This window comes from Psychroserpens sp. Hel_I_66 (genome assembly GCF_000799465.1).
Classification (GTDB): domain Bacteria; phylum Bacteroidota; class Bacteroidia; order Flavobacteriales; family Flavobacteriaceae; genus Psychroserpens.
Map to the genome: position 1 here is coordinate 626056 of NZ_JUGU01000001.1, position 14079 is coordinate 640134.

A 14079-nucleotide genomic window follows, 5' to 3' on the forward strand; every position below is an offset into this window, starting at 1 on the left:
CTATTTTGGTCTTTGGTACTCAAACCGTGTGTTCGATTTTGGTATAGCGTAACCATCAAGACCATTTATTGTGGCTACATTTCCTTTTACTAAGTTTACAAACCCGTCATCTTCTAACAGTTCATCTTCAATGTAAATACCAACAATTTTACCAATAACTAAAATGGTATCGTTTGCTTTAATATGATATTGCTCAACAAATTGCATGGCCATTTTAAGAGGTGCACTTTTAACAAATGGTGCAAAAAAATCATTTTTATATTCTGAAATGAGCTGCGTTTTATCAAACTCTGATATGTGTGAATCATATTTGGCAGACGTATGATGTGCATCTTCCAAAATGGATTCATCAATGTGATTTATAGTATAGAACCCTGTATTTTTTATGTTGTCATATGTATTTCTAGTAACCGTAGTTGGCCTACAAAAAAAACCTAACATTGCAGGATTGGAGCCCATGTGTGTGACTGAACTAAATACCGCAACATTCTCAACACCACCTTTTGATTTAGTGCCTAATAAATTAGCAGATTTGTAACCAGAACAACTGTTTATTAAATTAATTCTGTACAAATGATCAAATGTGTCGAGATCTTCATTGCTAATATATACCATTATAAGTTGTTGAAATTGTTGATTTTAATGTCTTTCGCTTTTAAATCAAACATCAAATTATACAATCCAAAAAAGGTTCGGTTGATGTATATAAAATGTTTAGAACCTCGATTGGCATTCATTTTTCGTAACTCTGTACTTTTTGAATAGCGTTCACCGAGTTCTGATATTTTTCCAAAGAAATCACCATTTGAAAAATCAAATGTTTCAGCATGAAAAGGTTGGGTAAATAAACTTAACATTTCATGAAACATATCTGTGAAAAAGGTAACTTCTTTAGGACTGTCATCTTTTCTTAAAATTTCTAATTGGTATAATTTTTCTATAAAATAGTCACGATTATTGATGTTTTCTTTTTCTGCCAACTCAAAATAAGGCACGTAAAACTCATCAGGAATAGTTTTCATGCACCCAAAATCTAACGCAATTAATTTTCCTTCTTCGGAAACTAAAAAATTGCCAGGATGCGGATCTGCATGAACCTTTTTAATCTTATGGATTTGAAACATGTAAAAGTCCCAAAGTGCTTGACCTAATTGATTAGAATATTCTTGATTTTCGTTGTAAGCTGCAAATTCCGAAAGGTGTTCACCTTCCATATAATCCATTGTTATAATACGCTCTGAAGATAATTCTTCATAGTATTGAGGAAACAAAAGATTTGGAATATGAGCGCATTTATGAGCAATTTCTTTGCTTTGCTCAACTTCCAAAATGTAATTTGTTTCTTCAATTAATTTGCCTTCAACTTCTTTGAAATATTTATCAGAGTCTTTTCCTTTGATGTTAAACATGCTCATGGCAATAGGTTTTACCATGGCTAAATCTGATGCGATACTCTCAGCAACTCCCGGATATTGGATTTTCACAGCAAGTTTCTTCCCATTTTTTTCTGCAATATGGACTTGTCCTATACTTGCAGCATTTACAGAAGTTGCGTTGAATGTATCGTAAATTTCGTTTGGTAATTTTCCGAAGTATTTTTTAAATGTTTTCATCACCAATGGAGGTGATAATGGTGGTACTGAAAACTGTGCCAAAGAAAACTTCTCAACATAGGCTTGAGGTAGAATGCTTTTTTCCATACTCAACATTTGTGCTACTTTTAGTGCACTTCCTTTAAGCTGTTTTAGTCCATCATAAATATCTTCGGCATTATTTTGATCTAATCTACCTTTGGCCTCAATTTCGGTTTTGGTTAATTTATCTCCGTAATATTTAAGATAATTAACACCAACTTTTGCTCCTGTTGAAACCAATTTTGTAGCACGTTGAATTTTTGATGTTGGTATTTTATCAATAGTTTTCATTTAGGGGCTTTTAGTTCATTTGTATTTTTTCTTTGAAAATGAATTTTCCAAAGTCAATTAAGCTTCTTACTGGTGCGACATCAAGTACATCAAAACTGGTATTTACTGATTTCTCAATAAAAATATCTGTTTTTTCAAATCCTGCGGAAGTATCATCAATCCAAAACTTCATGGTTAGTAATAACTGTAACCATGCGGTTTCTTTGAGTCCGCGTTGTTGTATTTTATCCAATTGCTCTTGTTTGATGTCGATAAGGTCGATACCTAAATGAACTATATAAGATGTGAAATGATGTTTTAGATCTTTAAGTAAACTCAAGCTTTTAAGACTATTTTTATGATGTTCTAAGGCATATCTTACATAACTGCGATTAGCGGTTAGATTCTCAAAAAACGTAAAATAGAAACTGAGTAATTTGTTGCGAGGGTCAAAAGATAAATAATCTTCACTTTTTTCTAAAACAGTTATTGTGTTTTGATAAAAAGCAGTGAAGACATGTTTTTCAACCGCTTCAAAAGAACCAAAATAATCGTAGAATTTCTGCTCTTCAAAATTATTGGCTTTAGCAAAAGCATAAACCGTTTTTGGTTGTTCATTATGTTCTAAAACATAATCCATGTAGAATGAAATAATGTCGTTTTCTGTAATTTTTTTCTTTTTTGCCATGACTGTTAAATTGTGCAATAAAGGTACAAAATGTTTAACAAAAACTATTAATTGTTAAACAAATTTAACAAGACATTATACAATGCAGTTGTAAAAAAGGTGGTATTGCTAATCTGTGATGACTAGCAGTAATTTTACTTTCTAACTAGCGAGCAGCTCGCGACAGCTAAAAATGAACCTATAAATGGTGCTGTAAGGTAGAGCCATAAGTGTTGTAAATTACCAGATACCAGAGCAGGAGCCAAGGATCGTATTGGATTCATAGAGGCTTTGGTCATTGGACCTGCAAACATAGCTTCAAGTAAAATTACACTGCCTACTGCAATAGCTGCCATTGTTCCAATCTCTTTACTTCCGGTGGATACATTAATGATTACGACCATTAGAAAAAATGTCAAAAACAGCTCCAAAACAAATGCACGGTAAGGCTCAAAACCCACAGCAGGTAAGGTGCTTCCTAATGTTTCACTCTGCGGAAATAGGAACCACAAGATTAAGCAAGCTAAAAAAGCGCCAATAGCTTGTGCGATTATATATTTTGGAACGTCTTTCCACGGAAATTTCTTTGCATAAGCAAAACCAAAAGTAACTGCGGGATTAAAATGAGCACCAGAGATTTCTCCAAAGGCATAGATCATGCTCATTACAATTAATCCCCACGTTATTGCAACTCCAACATGGGTAATGCTTCCTCCCGTAATTTCATCAATGGACATGGCACCACAACCACAAAACACCATGGCAAATGTCCCAATAATTTCAGAATAAAATTTTTTCATTTAGATTGTTGATTTCTAGCTGATTTTATATTTAAGATTTTCTTAACGTACAAAGGTATTCATGTTCGTAAATTTACATGAAATTAAAATTAACCATTAAATATATTAAGATGAAAAAATTATTACTAGTATTTGCAGTGTTTGCATTGTCTTTCACTACTTACGCACAAATTGACACACCAGCACCAAGCCCTTTTACTAAAATAGAACAAAAGGTAGGACTTACAGATGTGACTTTAGAATACAGCAGACCAAACATGAGAGATCGCGAGGTTTTTGGGAACTTAGTACCTTACGGAAAATTGTGGAGATTAGGAGCTAATGCCAATACAAAAATCACATTTAGTGACGATGTTATGGTTGGAGGTAACACATTAAAAGCAGGATCTTATGCTATTTATGCAACTCCAAACGAAAAAACTTGGGATATTACATTTTATTCAGATACATCAAATTGGGGAACTCCAGAAGAGTGGGACGACTCTAAGGTTGCAGCAAAAGTAAGTGCAGACGTGGTTAAGTTACCAATGGATATTGAAACATTGAGTATTGGTTTTGATGATCTAACAAGTGGATCTGCTCACCTTGGTTTTATGTGGGAAGATGTATACACAGCTGTAAAAATTGAAGTTCCAACAGATAAAAAAGTATCGGCAGCCATTGAGAGTGCTATGAGTGGTCCTTCTGCAGGAGATTACTATGCATCTGCTGTTTACTATTCTCAAGAAGGTAAAGATCTTGAAAAGGCTAAAATGTGGATGGAGAAAGCAATGGAAATGACTGAAAACCCACGTTTCTGGCAATTAAGACAACAATCTTTGATCTATGCTAAAGCTGGAGATAAGAAAAAAGCTATTGAAGCTGCTAAGAAATCTTTAGAAGGAGCAAAAGAAGCTAAAAATGATGATTACGTTAAAATGAATATGGACTCTCTTAAAGAATGGGGAGCAATGTAATTTTCTTCGGAAATTTTAAAACTTAATATTTAGACCTTTTGAGAAATCAAAGGGTCTTTTTATTTGTAATCGAGACCAATTTGAAGTCTCACGGTATCCAAAAGACTAATTAATTTTCTGCTAAAATCAAATGTCATTACATCACTTTCGGTTTGACCGTCCCTAATGAGCTGATTAAAATGAACAATCTCATAATAGTAACCTATGCTTGAATGATCAAACTCTACTGTTTCTTCTTTTTCTTCGGAAATGAGCGTTACAGTGGATGGCTCGTGAAATCTAGAATTTATTTTTATAGTGCCACGCTCACAATAATAAATAGCTTCAGTTGAAGTTTTTTCCAGAAGTGTACTTTTTAAATGGGCTTTTACATTATTATCGTAAGAAAAAATCATCAAACAAGAAGAATCCACATCATTTTCAAAAAAAGTGGCTTTAGATTCTATATGATTAGGCTCTCCTAAAGTTGATAGTGCAGCAAAAATAGGGTAGATGCCTATGTCGAGTAAACTTCCGCCTCCAAGTGATTTTTTAAATACTCTCGAACTCATATCAAATTCAGGCTTAAAACCGAAATCTGCCTCGATTTTCAAGATTTTCCCAAAGGTTTCGTCTTTAAGTTGTCTAAGTGCAAATTGATAATGTGGCAAAAAGTAAGTCCACATAGCTTCCATTAGCAAAGTGTTTTTTGCCTTTGCTGTTGCGATCATTTCATCAACTTCACTTAAATTGATTGCAAAAGGTTTTTCACAGAGCACAGCTTTTTTATGGTTTAGGCATAAAATAGTATGCTCATTATGAAATGAGTGAGGTGTCGCAATATAAATTGCATCTATATTAGGGTCTTCTGCTAATGTTTGGTAATCACCATAAGCATGATTTACATCATATTTCTTAGCAAAATCAATGGCTTTTTCTAGATTTCTGGAGGCTACTGCATAAAGCTTTGCGTTTTCTGCTTTAAGTAAATCTTGAGCAAATTTATTCGCAATTTTACCTAAACCGATAATTCCCCAATTTATAGTTCTCATGCAGGAGTATTGTTAAGAATTAAATAGCCGAAAAATACCAATACAGATATGAGTCCAGCCAAAATGAGTTTGTAGTTTTTTGGGATTTTCCCAAAATCAATAAGCATAGCAATAATTATAACTAAAAAGCAACCTACGAAGTTTAGCCATAAAAAAGGCAGATTTATGATTTCATATTGGTTTAATAAAAATAAACCAATAATTAAAACTTGAGTGATTAACGCAGCAATAAATACAGCGTTTGCTTTTACGAATTTAAAAAAGAATGCCAGGAGAAAAATACCGAGCACGTTTCCGTAGAAAATAGAACCAATAATGTTTACTAGCTGAATCAAATTTTCTGCAAGATTGGCAACACAGGCGACTCCAATGGCCATAACTCCCCAGCCTAGAGTAAACCATTTTGATGTTTTTACCATCTCGGTTTCAGACTTTTCTGAAGTATTACGTTTGTACAAATCCATAGTGGTCGTACTTGCTAGAGCATTTAACTCGCTGGATGTACTTGACATGGCTGCACTCAAAATTACTGCTAATAATAACCCGATTAAACCTCGCGGTAAATTGTTTAAAATGAAATTTAAAAAGACATAATCTTTATCGTTGCTTTCTACTTTAATGTTTTGGGAGTCTCCAGCTTTTTCTATTAAAGTTCTGGCTTCTGCTCTCAAGGCATCACTTTCGGTATTATATTGTGCTATTATTTGAGGATTTACTTTACCGCTTGCATTGGAGTATTCGTTTATTGCATCTTTCTTTTTTAAGAAAACATCATTCTGTTTTTCCTGTATGGCTTGATACTCATCTGCATATTTAGAACTTAGAACAACTTCTGTTGCAGCAGGATTAAAATTTAAAGGTGTTTCATTAAACTGATAAAACACAAAAACCATAACACCTATTAGTAATATAAAAAATTGCATTGGCACTTTTAAAAGCCCATTAAAAATCATACCAATTTGCATTTCTTTCAATGATTTACCTGAAAGATAACGCTGTACTTGGCTTTGATCTGTTCCAAAATACGAGAGCATCAAAAATGTACCACCAATAATTCCACTCCAAATGGTATAGCGATTATTGAGATCAAATGAGAAATCCAAGACTTCCATTTTTCCGCTGGCACCAGCAATATCAAGTGCTTTCGAAAATGTAATATCTGCTGGGAGTTTATCGATTATCAAAAAAAACGTAATAATCAATCCTGTAAAAATTAAAATCATTTGGTGCTTTTGAGTAACATTTACTGCTTTTGTGCCTCCAGAAACAGTATAGATTATCACAAGAGTTCCGATGATTATATTCAGAAATAATAAATTCCATCCTAACACTGCCGACAAAATGATGGCTGGTGCAAAAATGGTTATTCCTGCAGCCAAACCGCGTTGGATTAAAAAGAGAATTGCGGTAAGCGTTCTTGTTTTTAAATCAAATCTATTTTCAAGGAATTCGTAAGCGGTATATACTTTAAGGCGATGGTACAATGGAATGAAAACCATGCAAATCACGACCATCGCTATGGGTAGTCCAAAATACAGTTGAACAAATCCCATCCCATCGTTAAAGGCTTGTCCTGGTGTTGATAAAAAGGTAATAGCGCTGGCTTGTGTTGCCATGACCGATAGACCGATAGTCCACCATTTTGAGGTATTACCGCCTTTTAAATAGTCCTGTACATTTTTGCTGCCTCGAGAGCGGTACGTTCCGTAGATAACAATAATCAATAGTGTACTAATAAGTACAACCCAATCTAATATTTGCATTTAAAAGGCTTTTGTGATGAAGTAAAATACAATAATGTACACAACATTCGCAGCAAGGACTAATGTGTACATTTTATTCCATTTGTATTTTTCCATGTTTGGCAACTTATTTTGTTTTAGAGATCTATAAGGTTTTTTCAAATTTTGCAGGAGCGCTTAATTTTTAATTTGTTCTGGTTGGTTCAAATCGTTTTTTCCAAGTGACAACATATTGGCAAACAAGCGATACGCTCCCGAAACTCCAGCAGGAAACTCCCTAAAGAAACTCAAACCAGTATATACGTAATAACCTTCTCCATGTCTTGCGACTAGTAAACTTCCGGTTTTTGGCGTTTCTCCCACATCATTCATAGATAGGATTGATGTAAACTCACTCGACCACTCATCAGGAAAATACAAACCACGCTCTTGTGTCCAACCTTCAAAATCTTTTTCTGTTATTTTATTCGGGAAATTTAAAACTTCATGAGTTGTCGCCAAAAGTCTAACATCTGCATTTTCATCAGTCACGCGATCACGCGATAATTTTAAATCGTAAGGTGCGATATTATCGAATTTTAAACCTCTACTGGTATTATATTGTACGATCATATTTCCGCCTTGAGCGACGTAATCGAATAATAATTGTTGTTTGAATTTGAGATCTTCAACTGTGTTGTAAGCTCTAATTCCCACGACTACTGCATCAAATCTTTTTAAATTTTCTGCGGAAATATCTTCTGGTTTTAAAATGGCAACCTCGTAACCAATTTGTTTTAAGCTCTCAGGCACAACATCTCCAGCACCTTCAATGTAACCGATAAGTTGTCCGCGTTTTTCAATATCTAAACGAACAATTTTACTTTCGCTAGGTAATAGCACCGTTTGGTATGGGATATGATCGTAATCCATCTCAATCAACTCTTTGGTGTAAACCTTATCGCCGATATGAACCATAGGCGTGAGTAAGCCTTCACTTTGGTTTTTTGGTGGTACAACAGTAAAGATTAAGCGTTTGGCTTGACCCTTAACATCGATGTTTACTTTTTGTTTTTCAGGAAAGACGCTCCAGTCATTTGGATGTGCAATTTCTACGTAACCATCAATATTATCACGACCTGCTTGCACTAAAACCTCAATATCTCGTTGCTGATCGGAATCTAAAATGATAACTTTCTCTGAAATTTTTGCAGACACCTCAGGAATAATTTCAAAAGGTTTGTAAACCTCACCTTTTACGGGATCATTAGTTTTGTAAACAATAGGTCTTGTAAAAGGAATCACTACATTTTCAATATTTAAATGGAATGTGATGTTAAGATTTTGAGGAGTTTCTGGTTTTCCAATTAGAGATTTGTCTTCCACTTTATACATACCGAGCGTTCCGTTTTTTGTTAGCCAATATGGAGTTGAGACTTGCTCATTGTCACTTATTTTTAAAGTCTCCTTGAAATCAAAATCGGTATTATTATCTAATTTGAGATTCTTTTCAATTTTTATTCCATTAGGATTAGTGATGCTCGATAAAGTGATGTTTGAATCACTACGATTAATGACTTCAATATTCAAATCTACCGTAGAGCCTGCTGTTGCATGGTTTGTATTTGCAGTAGCTTCTAGATATAACCCTGCGCATGCTGCGATAATATCTTTAATCTCACTCGTTTTTACGGTTTTCCAATGGTCATTTTTTAAATCTTGAATGGCTTTGTAAGCTCTCATCAATTCTGGCAATGAAGCTGAAGGATTTCTAAAATCATAATTTTTTTGAACTGAGTAAAGAATGTCTCCAATGGCTTTTCCGCCTTCTATACGATTCCAAGACGTATCAATGCCATCAAAAATATTTGATTTATCTGTTGGTAAATCTCCTTTTATAAGTTCTATGTATTCAATTTGCGTACCTCGACTTCCTGTGCTTCCGAAACCTTGTGATTTATGTTGACTTCTGCTTAATGCTGCAATTTCAGGATTACTCAAACCGCTGCTTGGGAAGTAAACGCCAGTATCAATATCTAATAAATTCGTTTTATCGGCTTTATCGAAGTTTTCCTGACTTCCGTAGAACCACCAAGACGTATTAAAAAATAAGCGCTGTGGTTGCCAGGTGTCCACTGTTTTTAATTGATTGGAATAAGCGCTTTTATCACCAACCAAGTCAAAAGCTTCAACACTCAACATCGCAGAACTTGTATGGTGACCATGTGTGCTTCCTGGACTTCTATGATCAAAACGGTTGATAATGACATCAGGCTGAAATTTTCTAATTGCCAAAACCACATCACTTAACACTTCATCTTTATTCCAAATGGCTAAGGTTTCGTCTGGATGTTTGGAGTAGCCAAAATCATTCGCTCTGGTAAACAGTTGTTCACCACCATCGGTACGACGAGCAGCTAATAACTCCTGGGTTCTAATCACGCCCAATAATTCTCTAATTTCTGGACCAACGAGGTTTTGTCCGCCATCACCACGAGTCAATGAGAGGTAGGCAGTTCTTGCCTTTACTTCATTGGACATATATGAAATCAATCTTGTATTTTCATCATCTGGATGCGCAGCAACATACAAAACCGATCCTAAAAAATTAAGCTTTTTTATGGATTCATGAATCTCTGAAGCTGTTGGCCTTTTGGGTTGTTGGGCTAGAAGTAAAGAAGTTGTGAAAAAGAATAGAAATACGTAGCGTAATTTTTTTTGCATGATGGTTTAATTAGCTTAAACTCAAATATAATAAAGTATGGTAGGGAAGTGGGTTTTTTTAGAGTTTCTTTAACGTTAGTTAACGAGATATCTATAAATTTATAAATTTCACCAATTCTTTCAAAAAAAATCAATCCATAGAAACCGTCTCCCTTAAATAAATTAGAAGATATCAATGTCAATAAATCATTAATTTTCTGTTAATATATATCGCGAATTAAGTGGTATTTAAATTGATTTATCTGTATTTTCGTTATCCCTAAAAAAATATAAATGACAGTGACGGAGTACGAACCAATTATAGAGGTTATAGAAGAAGCCTACGAGATCCCACAACTTCAGGCAACGCGAAAGATCTCGGCATTATTGCCACACGATTACCATAGTACCAGCAAACTTTACCCTGTATTATACCTTCAAGATGGTCAAAATTTGTTCAATCCATTAGCGCCTTATGGTGACTGGGCTATTGATAAATCTATGACTAAATTGGCGGAAGAAGGCCTTGGAGACATCATCATCATAGCTATAGACCATGGCGAACAGGAGCGTATCAATGAATACTTGCCTTATTACCATCCGCGTTTTGGAGAAGGAAAAGGTAATTTCTACATTCAGTTTATGATTGAAAGATTGATCCCTTACATCAATAAACGTTATAGAACATTGACCGATTTTGAAAACACAGGAATTGGTGGTAGCTCAATGGGTGGATTGATTAGTTTACATGCAGGACTTCAAAATCCAGGAGTTTTTGGAAAAATGATGATATTTTCACCAAGCTTGTGGATTTCTAAAACAATTTTCAACCAAACAAAAAGCTTTAAGCCTCTTGAGAAATCAAGAATTTATTTATATTCTGGAGGAAAGGAAAGCAAAGAGCACTTGCCAAACTCAAAACGATTGGGAAGTATCATTACCGAAAAAATGGTAAAAGGTTATAATATCGATTTCCATTTTTCTATCAATGAGCACGGTAGCCATGCAGAAATGCATTGGCGTGAAGAGTTCCCACATGCCATAAAATGGTTATTTTTTAATTCATAAGCTATGATCTATAAACACACAAAAACACTAGACACATCAAAAGATTTTATTTTACCATGTAAAAAAAATGATGTTGATGGGATAAAACACTTATTAACCATAGAAAACCCAGATTTTGATGGTAGTTTTTCCACCTATCAATTACTCTACGGAAAAAATGGAAACCGCATTTATCTTTTAGGATTAGGAGAAGAAAAAGAGGCATCTAAGCTAGAAGAGACCTTTAGAAAATTAGCTTTTGAAACCCAGAAATACTGGAATAAGACGATACAGGTTTATGCGGAAGATCTTTCCGAAGAACATATAAAAAAATCAGTTATTGGGTTAGAAATGGCACAATACCAAATAGGAGAGTTTAAATCCAAAAAAGAAAAAGAAGATAAAAAGACAGTATCATTTTCATCACCAAAATCTATTAACAAGGTATTGGAAGAGGGATTGTACACTGGTGAAACCATCAACAAAATAAAAGCGTTGGTAGATGCACCACCAAATATAAAAACACCAGAATATTTAGGCGATTGGGCAAAAAAATCGGCAAGTGAGGCCAACTATAAGTGCACTGTTTTAAAACATGCTGAACTTAAAAAGCAAGGTTTTGAAGCGGTACTTTCTGTTGGAAAAGGAAGTGTGAATAAACCTGTTGTGATCATCACAGAATATACGCCTAAAAAAACCAAAAAAGTTGATATCGCTCTCGTCGGAAAAGGGATTACTTTCGATTCTGGCGGATTATCAATCAAACCATCAACCAATCTACACTATATGAAAAGTGATATGGGTGGCGCAGCAGTTGTGCTTGGTGTTGTGGAGCTGGTCGCAAAATTAAAATTGGATATCAATATTGTTGGGATCGTTTGTTCCGCAGAAAATGCTGTGGATGCAGAGAGTTACCGACCTGGTGATGTCATCAATTCCTACTCAGGTAAAACCATAGAAATTATTGATACAGATGCTGAAGGTCGTTTGGTTTTGGCAGATGGCCTAAGCTATGCAGTGAAACATATAAAACCAGAATATCTTATAGATTTAGCAACCTTAACCGGTAGCGTTGTGAGAACTTTAGGGTATGAAGCTGCTGGGATGTTCACACATAATCAAGACATGGCGAGCACAATGTCTAATATTGGCTATAAAGTTCACGAACGTGTTTGGCAATTGCCAATGTTTGAAGAGTATAAAAGTGATTTGCATAGTGATATTGCAGATTTAAGAAATTTTAGCGGTAAGCCATTAACAGGAGCCACAAACGCAGCTCAATTTTTAGAATCATTTACCGAAGACCATAAAAATTGGATGCACTTGGATATTGCAGGTGTTTCCTTCGGAAGCTCTCCTTACGCCAAAATGAAAAGTGCATCGGGTTACGGAATTCAATTAATTACAGAATTCGTTAAAGAAAAAGCTTCAAAATAATATTGAGTTTCGTAAATTTCTTGTTGATAACTAATATATCTTGATTCTTGCTCTAAAAAATAGCAAATAAGATTCTAATTAATCCAACTATGTCAAAGCAACCCTTAAATTTTCTTTGTATTTCTACCTATTTTAAAGGTCAGGATTTTCTTAAAAGCTGTAAAGCAGATGGCAATAATGTGTATTTATTGACCAAAAAAAAGTTGGAGCATGAGCAATGGCCTTGGGAGTCTATTGATGATGTGTTTTATATAGAAGATTGGAATCAAAAGGATGTTAGTAAAGGTATTGCTTACAAATTTAGAGAGATAAAATTTGATCGGTTTGTAGCGCTAGACGATTTTGATGTCGAAAAAGTGGCATTACTTCGCGAACATTTTAGAATGCCAGGAATGGGACGCACTACTGCACATTATTTTAGAGATAAGCTAGCTATGAGAATGAAGGCTAAGGAAGAAGGCGTAAACGTGCCTGATTTTACAGATTTATTCAATAATGATACGATTAATGAATATGCAGATAGAGTAAGTGCGCCATGGTTGATCAAGCCAAGAATGGAAGCATCTGCAACAGGTATCAAAAAGATACACAGTAAAGAGGAGTTATGGCAGGTCGTCAACGATTTGGGAGACGAACGCGATAATTATTTAGTTGAAAAATTTGCTCCAGGTGATGTGTTTCATGTTGACGGATTAAATGTTGATGGAAAAGTAGCGTTCTCAAGAGCGAGTAAATATTTAGATACACCTTTTGAAGTCGCTCATGGAGGTGGAATATTTAGATCTGCAAGTTGCGAGATAGGTTCCAAAACCGAAAAAGCATTACAAAAAATTAATGCAGATGTGATGAAAGCTTTTGGGATGTATTGTGGAGCGTCTCATACCGAGTTTATTCAATCGAAGGCTACTGGAGAATTGTTTTTTTTAGAAACATCGTCTCGAGTAGGAGGAGCTAACTTAGCAGAAATGGTAGAAGCAGCATCAGGAATCAACCTTTGGGCAGAATGGGCAAATATTGAAATAGCAGAACTTAGAAAAGGTAAATACAAATTACCAAAAATCAATAATCAATACGCAGGAATTGTGGTGTCTTTAAGCAGATACGAACGTCCAGATACGTCAAGCTTTACAGATAAAGAAATTGTTTGGCGAATGAATAAAGCTTGGCATATCGGTTTAATTGTTGTTTCAAAATCCAGCGAACGTGTGCTAGAATTGTTAGATCAATATACCGAGAGAATAGGGAAGGAGTTTCATGCCAGTTTACCCGCTCCTGATAAGTCGTTGTAGTTATTAGTAAAGAGTTGCCATTAATGTGAAAAATAACGGAAATGAATAGGATTGTAACATTTTTGTCTGTAATTCTGCTCCTTTCTTGTAACGAAAATAATGAAAATTTAATATCTTTCAAATCACAGAATTTTAGGGAGTTAACCGATTTTGAATTTGAAAACAGAAATACAATTGAAACAGAAACAAAAAGAGCTGAATATAAAGATTATATTGAGATAAATGTGACTTTCCCACAAGCAGGTTGTATAGATTTTGATGGCGATATCGCAGTTATGAATGATACTCTTCAGCTCATATATTGGAATAAAACGGGAGATGTTTGTGACGAACTTGTAATTTATAAATTACGTTATAGAATTGAAAAAAAATATGCCAAAAAATATCCCACTAAATTAGTTCGAGAGAGATAATTATGGGAAATATCTGCGTGGAAATAATAATGGTAATAAAGCAACAATGCGGGAATTTACATTCTGCTAGCTCTATTATTCTGTGAACACAGTGTAAGTAGTGACAAGTAA

The 14079-nt window shown here is 34.6% G+C and carries 12 protein-coding genes; 5 read left to right on the plus strand and 7 right to left on the minus strand.

Features of this window, described 5'->3' with window-relative positions; genetic code table 11:
• The 4 genes from GQ40_RS02935 to GQ40_RS02950 all read right to left on the minus strand — a co-directional run bounded on the left by GQ40_RS02935 (position 1) and on the right by GQ40_RS02950 (position 3371).
• The gene (locus tag GQ40_RS02935; RefSeq protein ID WP_047545601.1) at positions 1 to 615 is read right to left on the minus strand and encodes a flavin reductase family protein; all 615 of its coding nucleotides are present in this window, start codon (positions 613 to 615) and stop codon (positions 1 to 3) included.
• A complete protein-coding gene (locus tag GQ40_RS02940) occupies positions 615 to 1925 on the minus strand; it encodes an ABC1 kinase family protein (RefSeq protein ID WP_047545602.1) in 1311 nt (436 codons plus the stop codon). The genes GQ40_RS02935 and GQ40_RS02940 overlap by 1 nt, the downstream gene beginning before the upstream one ends.
• A gap of 10 nt (positions 1926 to 1935) precedes the next feature.
• Entirely contained in the window at positions 1936 to 2592 is a 657-nt protein-coding gene (locus tag GQ40_RS02945; protein ID WP_047545603.1) for a TetR family transcriptional regulator C-terminal domain-containing protein, read from the minus strand.
• A 134-nt stretch (positions 2593 to 2726) separates the two neighbouring features.
• The gene (locus GQ40_RS02950; RefSeq protein WP_047545605.1) at positions 2727 to 3371 is read right to left on the minus strand and encodes an MIP/aquaporin family protein; all 645 of its coding nucleotides are present in this window, start codon (positions 3369 to 3371) and stop codon (positions 2727 to 2729) included.
• A 110-nt stretch (positions 3372 to 3481) separates the two neighbouring features.
• Between GQ40_RS02950 and GQ40_RS02955 the strand changes: the two genes are divergently transcribed.
• Positions 3482 to 4327, plus strand: a complete 846-nt coding sequence (locus GQ40_RS02955; RefSeq protein ID WP_047551342.1) for a DUF2911 domain-containing protein — start codon at positions 3482 to 3484, stop codon at positions 4325 to 4327.
• Between the two features lie 59 nt (positions 4328 to 4386).
• On the opposite strand, the gene GQ40_RS02960 is transcribed toward GQ40_RS02955, so the two are convergent.
• The 3 genes from GQ40_RS02960 to GQ40_RS02970 form a co-directional block, all read right to left on the minus strand.
• A complete protein-coding gene (locus tag GQ40_RS02960; protein WP_047545607.1) occupies positions 4387 to 5358 on the minus strand; it encodes a Gfo/Idh/MocA family protein in 972 nt (323 codons plus the stop codon).
• The gene (locus tag GQ40_RS02965; RefSeq protein WP_047545610.1) at positions 5355 to 7121 is read right to left on the minus strand and encodes a sodium:solute symporter; all 1767 of its coding nucleotides are present in this window, start codon (positions 7119 to 7121) and stop codon (positions 5355 to 5357) included. Before GQ40_RS02965 ends, GQ40_RS02960 begins: the two co-directional genes overlap by 4 nt.
• A 156-nt stretch (positions 7122 to 7277) precedes the next feature.
• A complete protein-coding gene (locus GQ40_RS02970; RefSeq protein ID WP_047545612.1) occupies positions 7278 to 9803 on the minus strand; it encodes a PIG-L family deacetylase in 2526 nt (841 codons plus the stop codon).
• Between the two features lie 273 nt (positions 9804 to 10076).
• On the opposite strand from GQ40_RS02970, the gene GQ40_RS02975 reads away from it, so the two are divergent.
• The 4 genes from GQ40_RS02975 (at position 10077) to GQ40_RS02990 (ending at position 13968) form a co-directional block, all read left to right on the plus strand.
• Complete coding sequence (locus GQ40_RS02975) at positions 10077 to 10850, plus strand: alpha/beta hydrolase (protein ID WP_052184127.1); 774 nt, start codon at positions 10077 to 10079, stop codon at positions 10848 to 10850.
• A gap of 3 nt (positions 10851 to 10853) precedes the next feature.
• On the plus strand, positions 10854 to 12266 hold the full coding sequence (locus tag GQ40_RS02980) for a leucyl aminopeptidase family protein (protein ID WP_047545613.1): 1413 nt from the start codon (positions 10854 to 10856) through the stop codon (positions 12264 to 12266).
• Positions 12267 to 12355: 89 nt separating this feature from the next.
• Positions 12356 to 13555, plus strand: a complete 1200-nt coding sequence (locus tag GQ40_RS02985) for an acetyl-CoA carboxylase biotin carboxylase subunit family protein (RefSeq protein WP_047545615.1) — start codon at positions 12356 to 12358, stop codon at positions 13553 to 13555.
• 41 nt (positions 13556 to 13596) lie between these two features.
• Positions 13597 to 13968: a hypothetical protein gene (locus tag GQ40_RS02990; RefSeq protein WP_047545618.1), complete on the plus strand. Its 372-nt coding sequence runs from the start codon at positions 13597 to 13599 to the stop codon at positions 13966 to 13968.
• Positions 13969 to 14079 lie beyond the last annotated feature (111 nt).

Bases quoted from the DNA above. Each gene is read 5' to 3' on its own strand.
- GQ40_RS02970 (WP_047545612.1), bottom strand. From the start codon at position 9,803: ATGCAAAAAAAATTACGCTACGTATTTCTATTCTTTTTCACAACTTCT.
- GQ40_RS02935 (WP_047545601.1), bottom strand. From the start codon at position 615: ATGGTATATATTAGCAATGAAGATCTCGACACATTTGATCATTTGTAC.
- GQ40_RS02955 (WP_047551342.1), top strand. From the start codon at position 3,482: ATGAAAAAATTATTACTAGTATTTGCAGTGTTTGCATTGTCTTTCACT.
- GQ40_RS02990 (WP_047545618.1), top strand. From the start codon at position 13,597: ATGAATAGGATTGTAACATTTTTGTCTGTAATTCTGCTCCTTTCTTGT.
- GQ40_RS02975 (WP_052184127.1), top strand. From the start codon at position 10,077: ATGACAGTGACGGAGTACGAACCAATTATAGAGGTTATAGAAGAAGCC.
- GQ40_RS02985 (WP_047545615.1), top strand. From the start codon at position 12,356: ATGTCAAAGCAACCCTTAAATTTTCTTTGTATTTCTACCTATTTTAAA.
- GQ40_RS02965 (WP_047545610.1), bottom strand. From the start codon at position 7,121: ATGCAAATATTAGATTGGGTTGTACTTATTAGTACACTATTGATTATT.
- GQ40_RS02950 (WP_047545605.1), bottom strand. From the start codon at position 3,371: ATGAAAAAATTTTATTCTGAAATTATTGGGACATTTGCCATGGTGTTT.
- GQ40_RS02940 (WP_047545602.1), bottom strand. From the start codon at position 1,925: ATGAAAACTATTGATAAAATACCAACATCAAAAATTCAACGTGCTACA.
- GQ40_RS02945 (WP_047545603.1), bottom strand. From the start codon at position 2,592: ATGGCAAAAAAGAAAAAAATTACAGAAAACGACATTATTTCATTCTAC.
- GQ40_RS02960 (WP_047545607.1), bottom strand. From the start codon at position 5,358: ATGAGAACTATAAATTGGGGAATTATCGGTTTAGGTAAAATTGCGAAT.
- GQ40_RS02980 (WP_047545613.1), top strand. From the start codon at position 10,854: ATGATCTATAAACACACAAAAACACTAGACACATCAAAAGATTTTATT.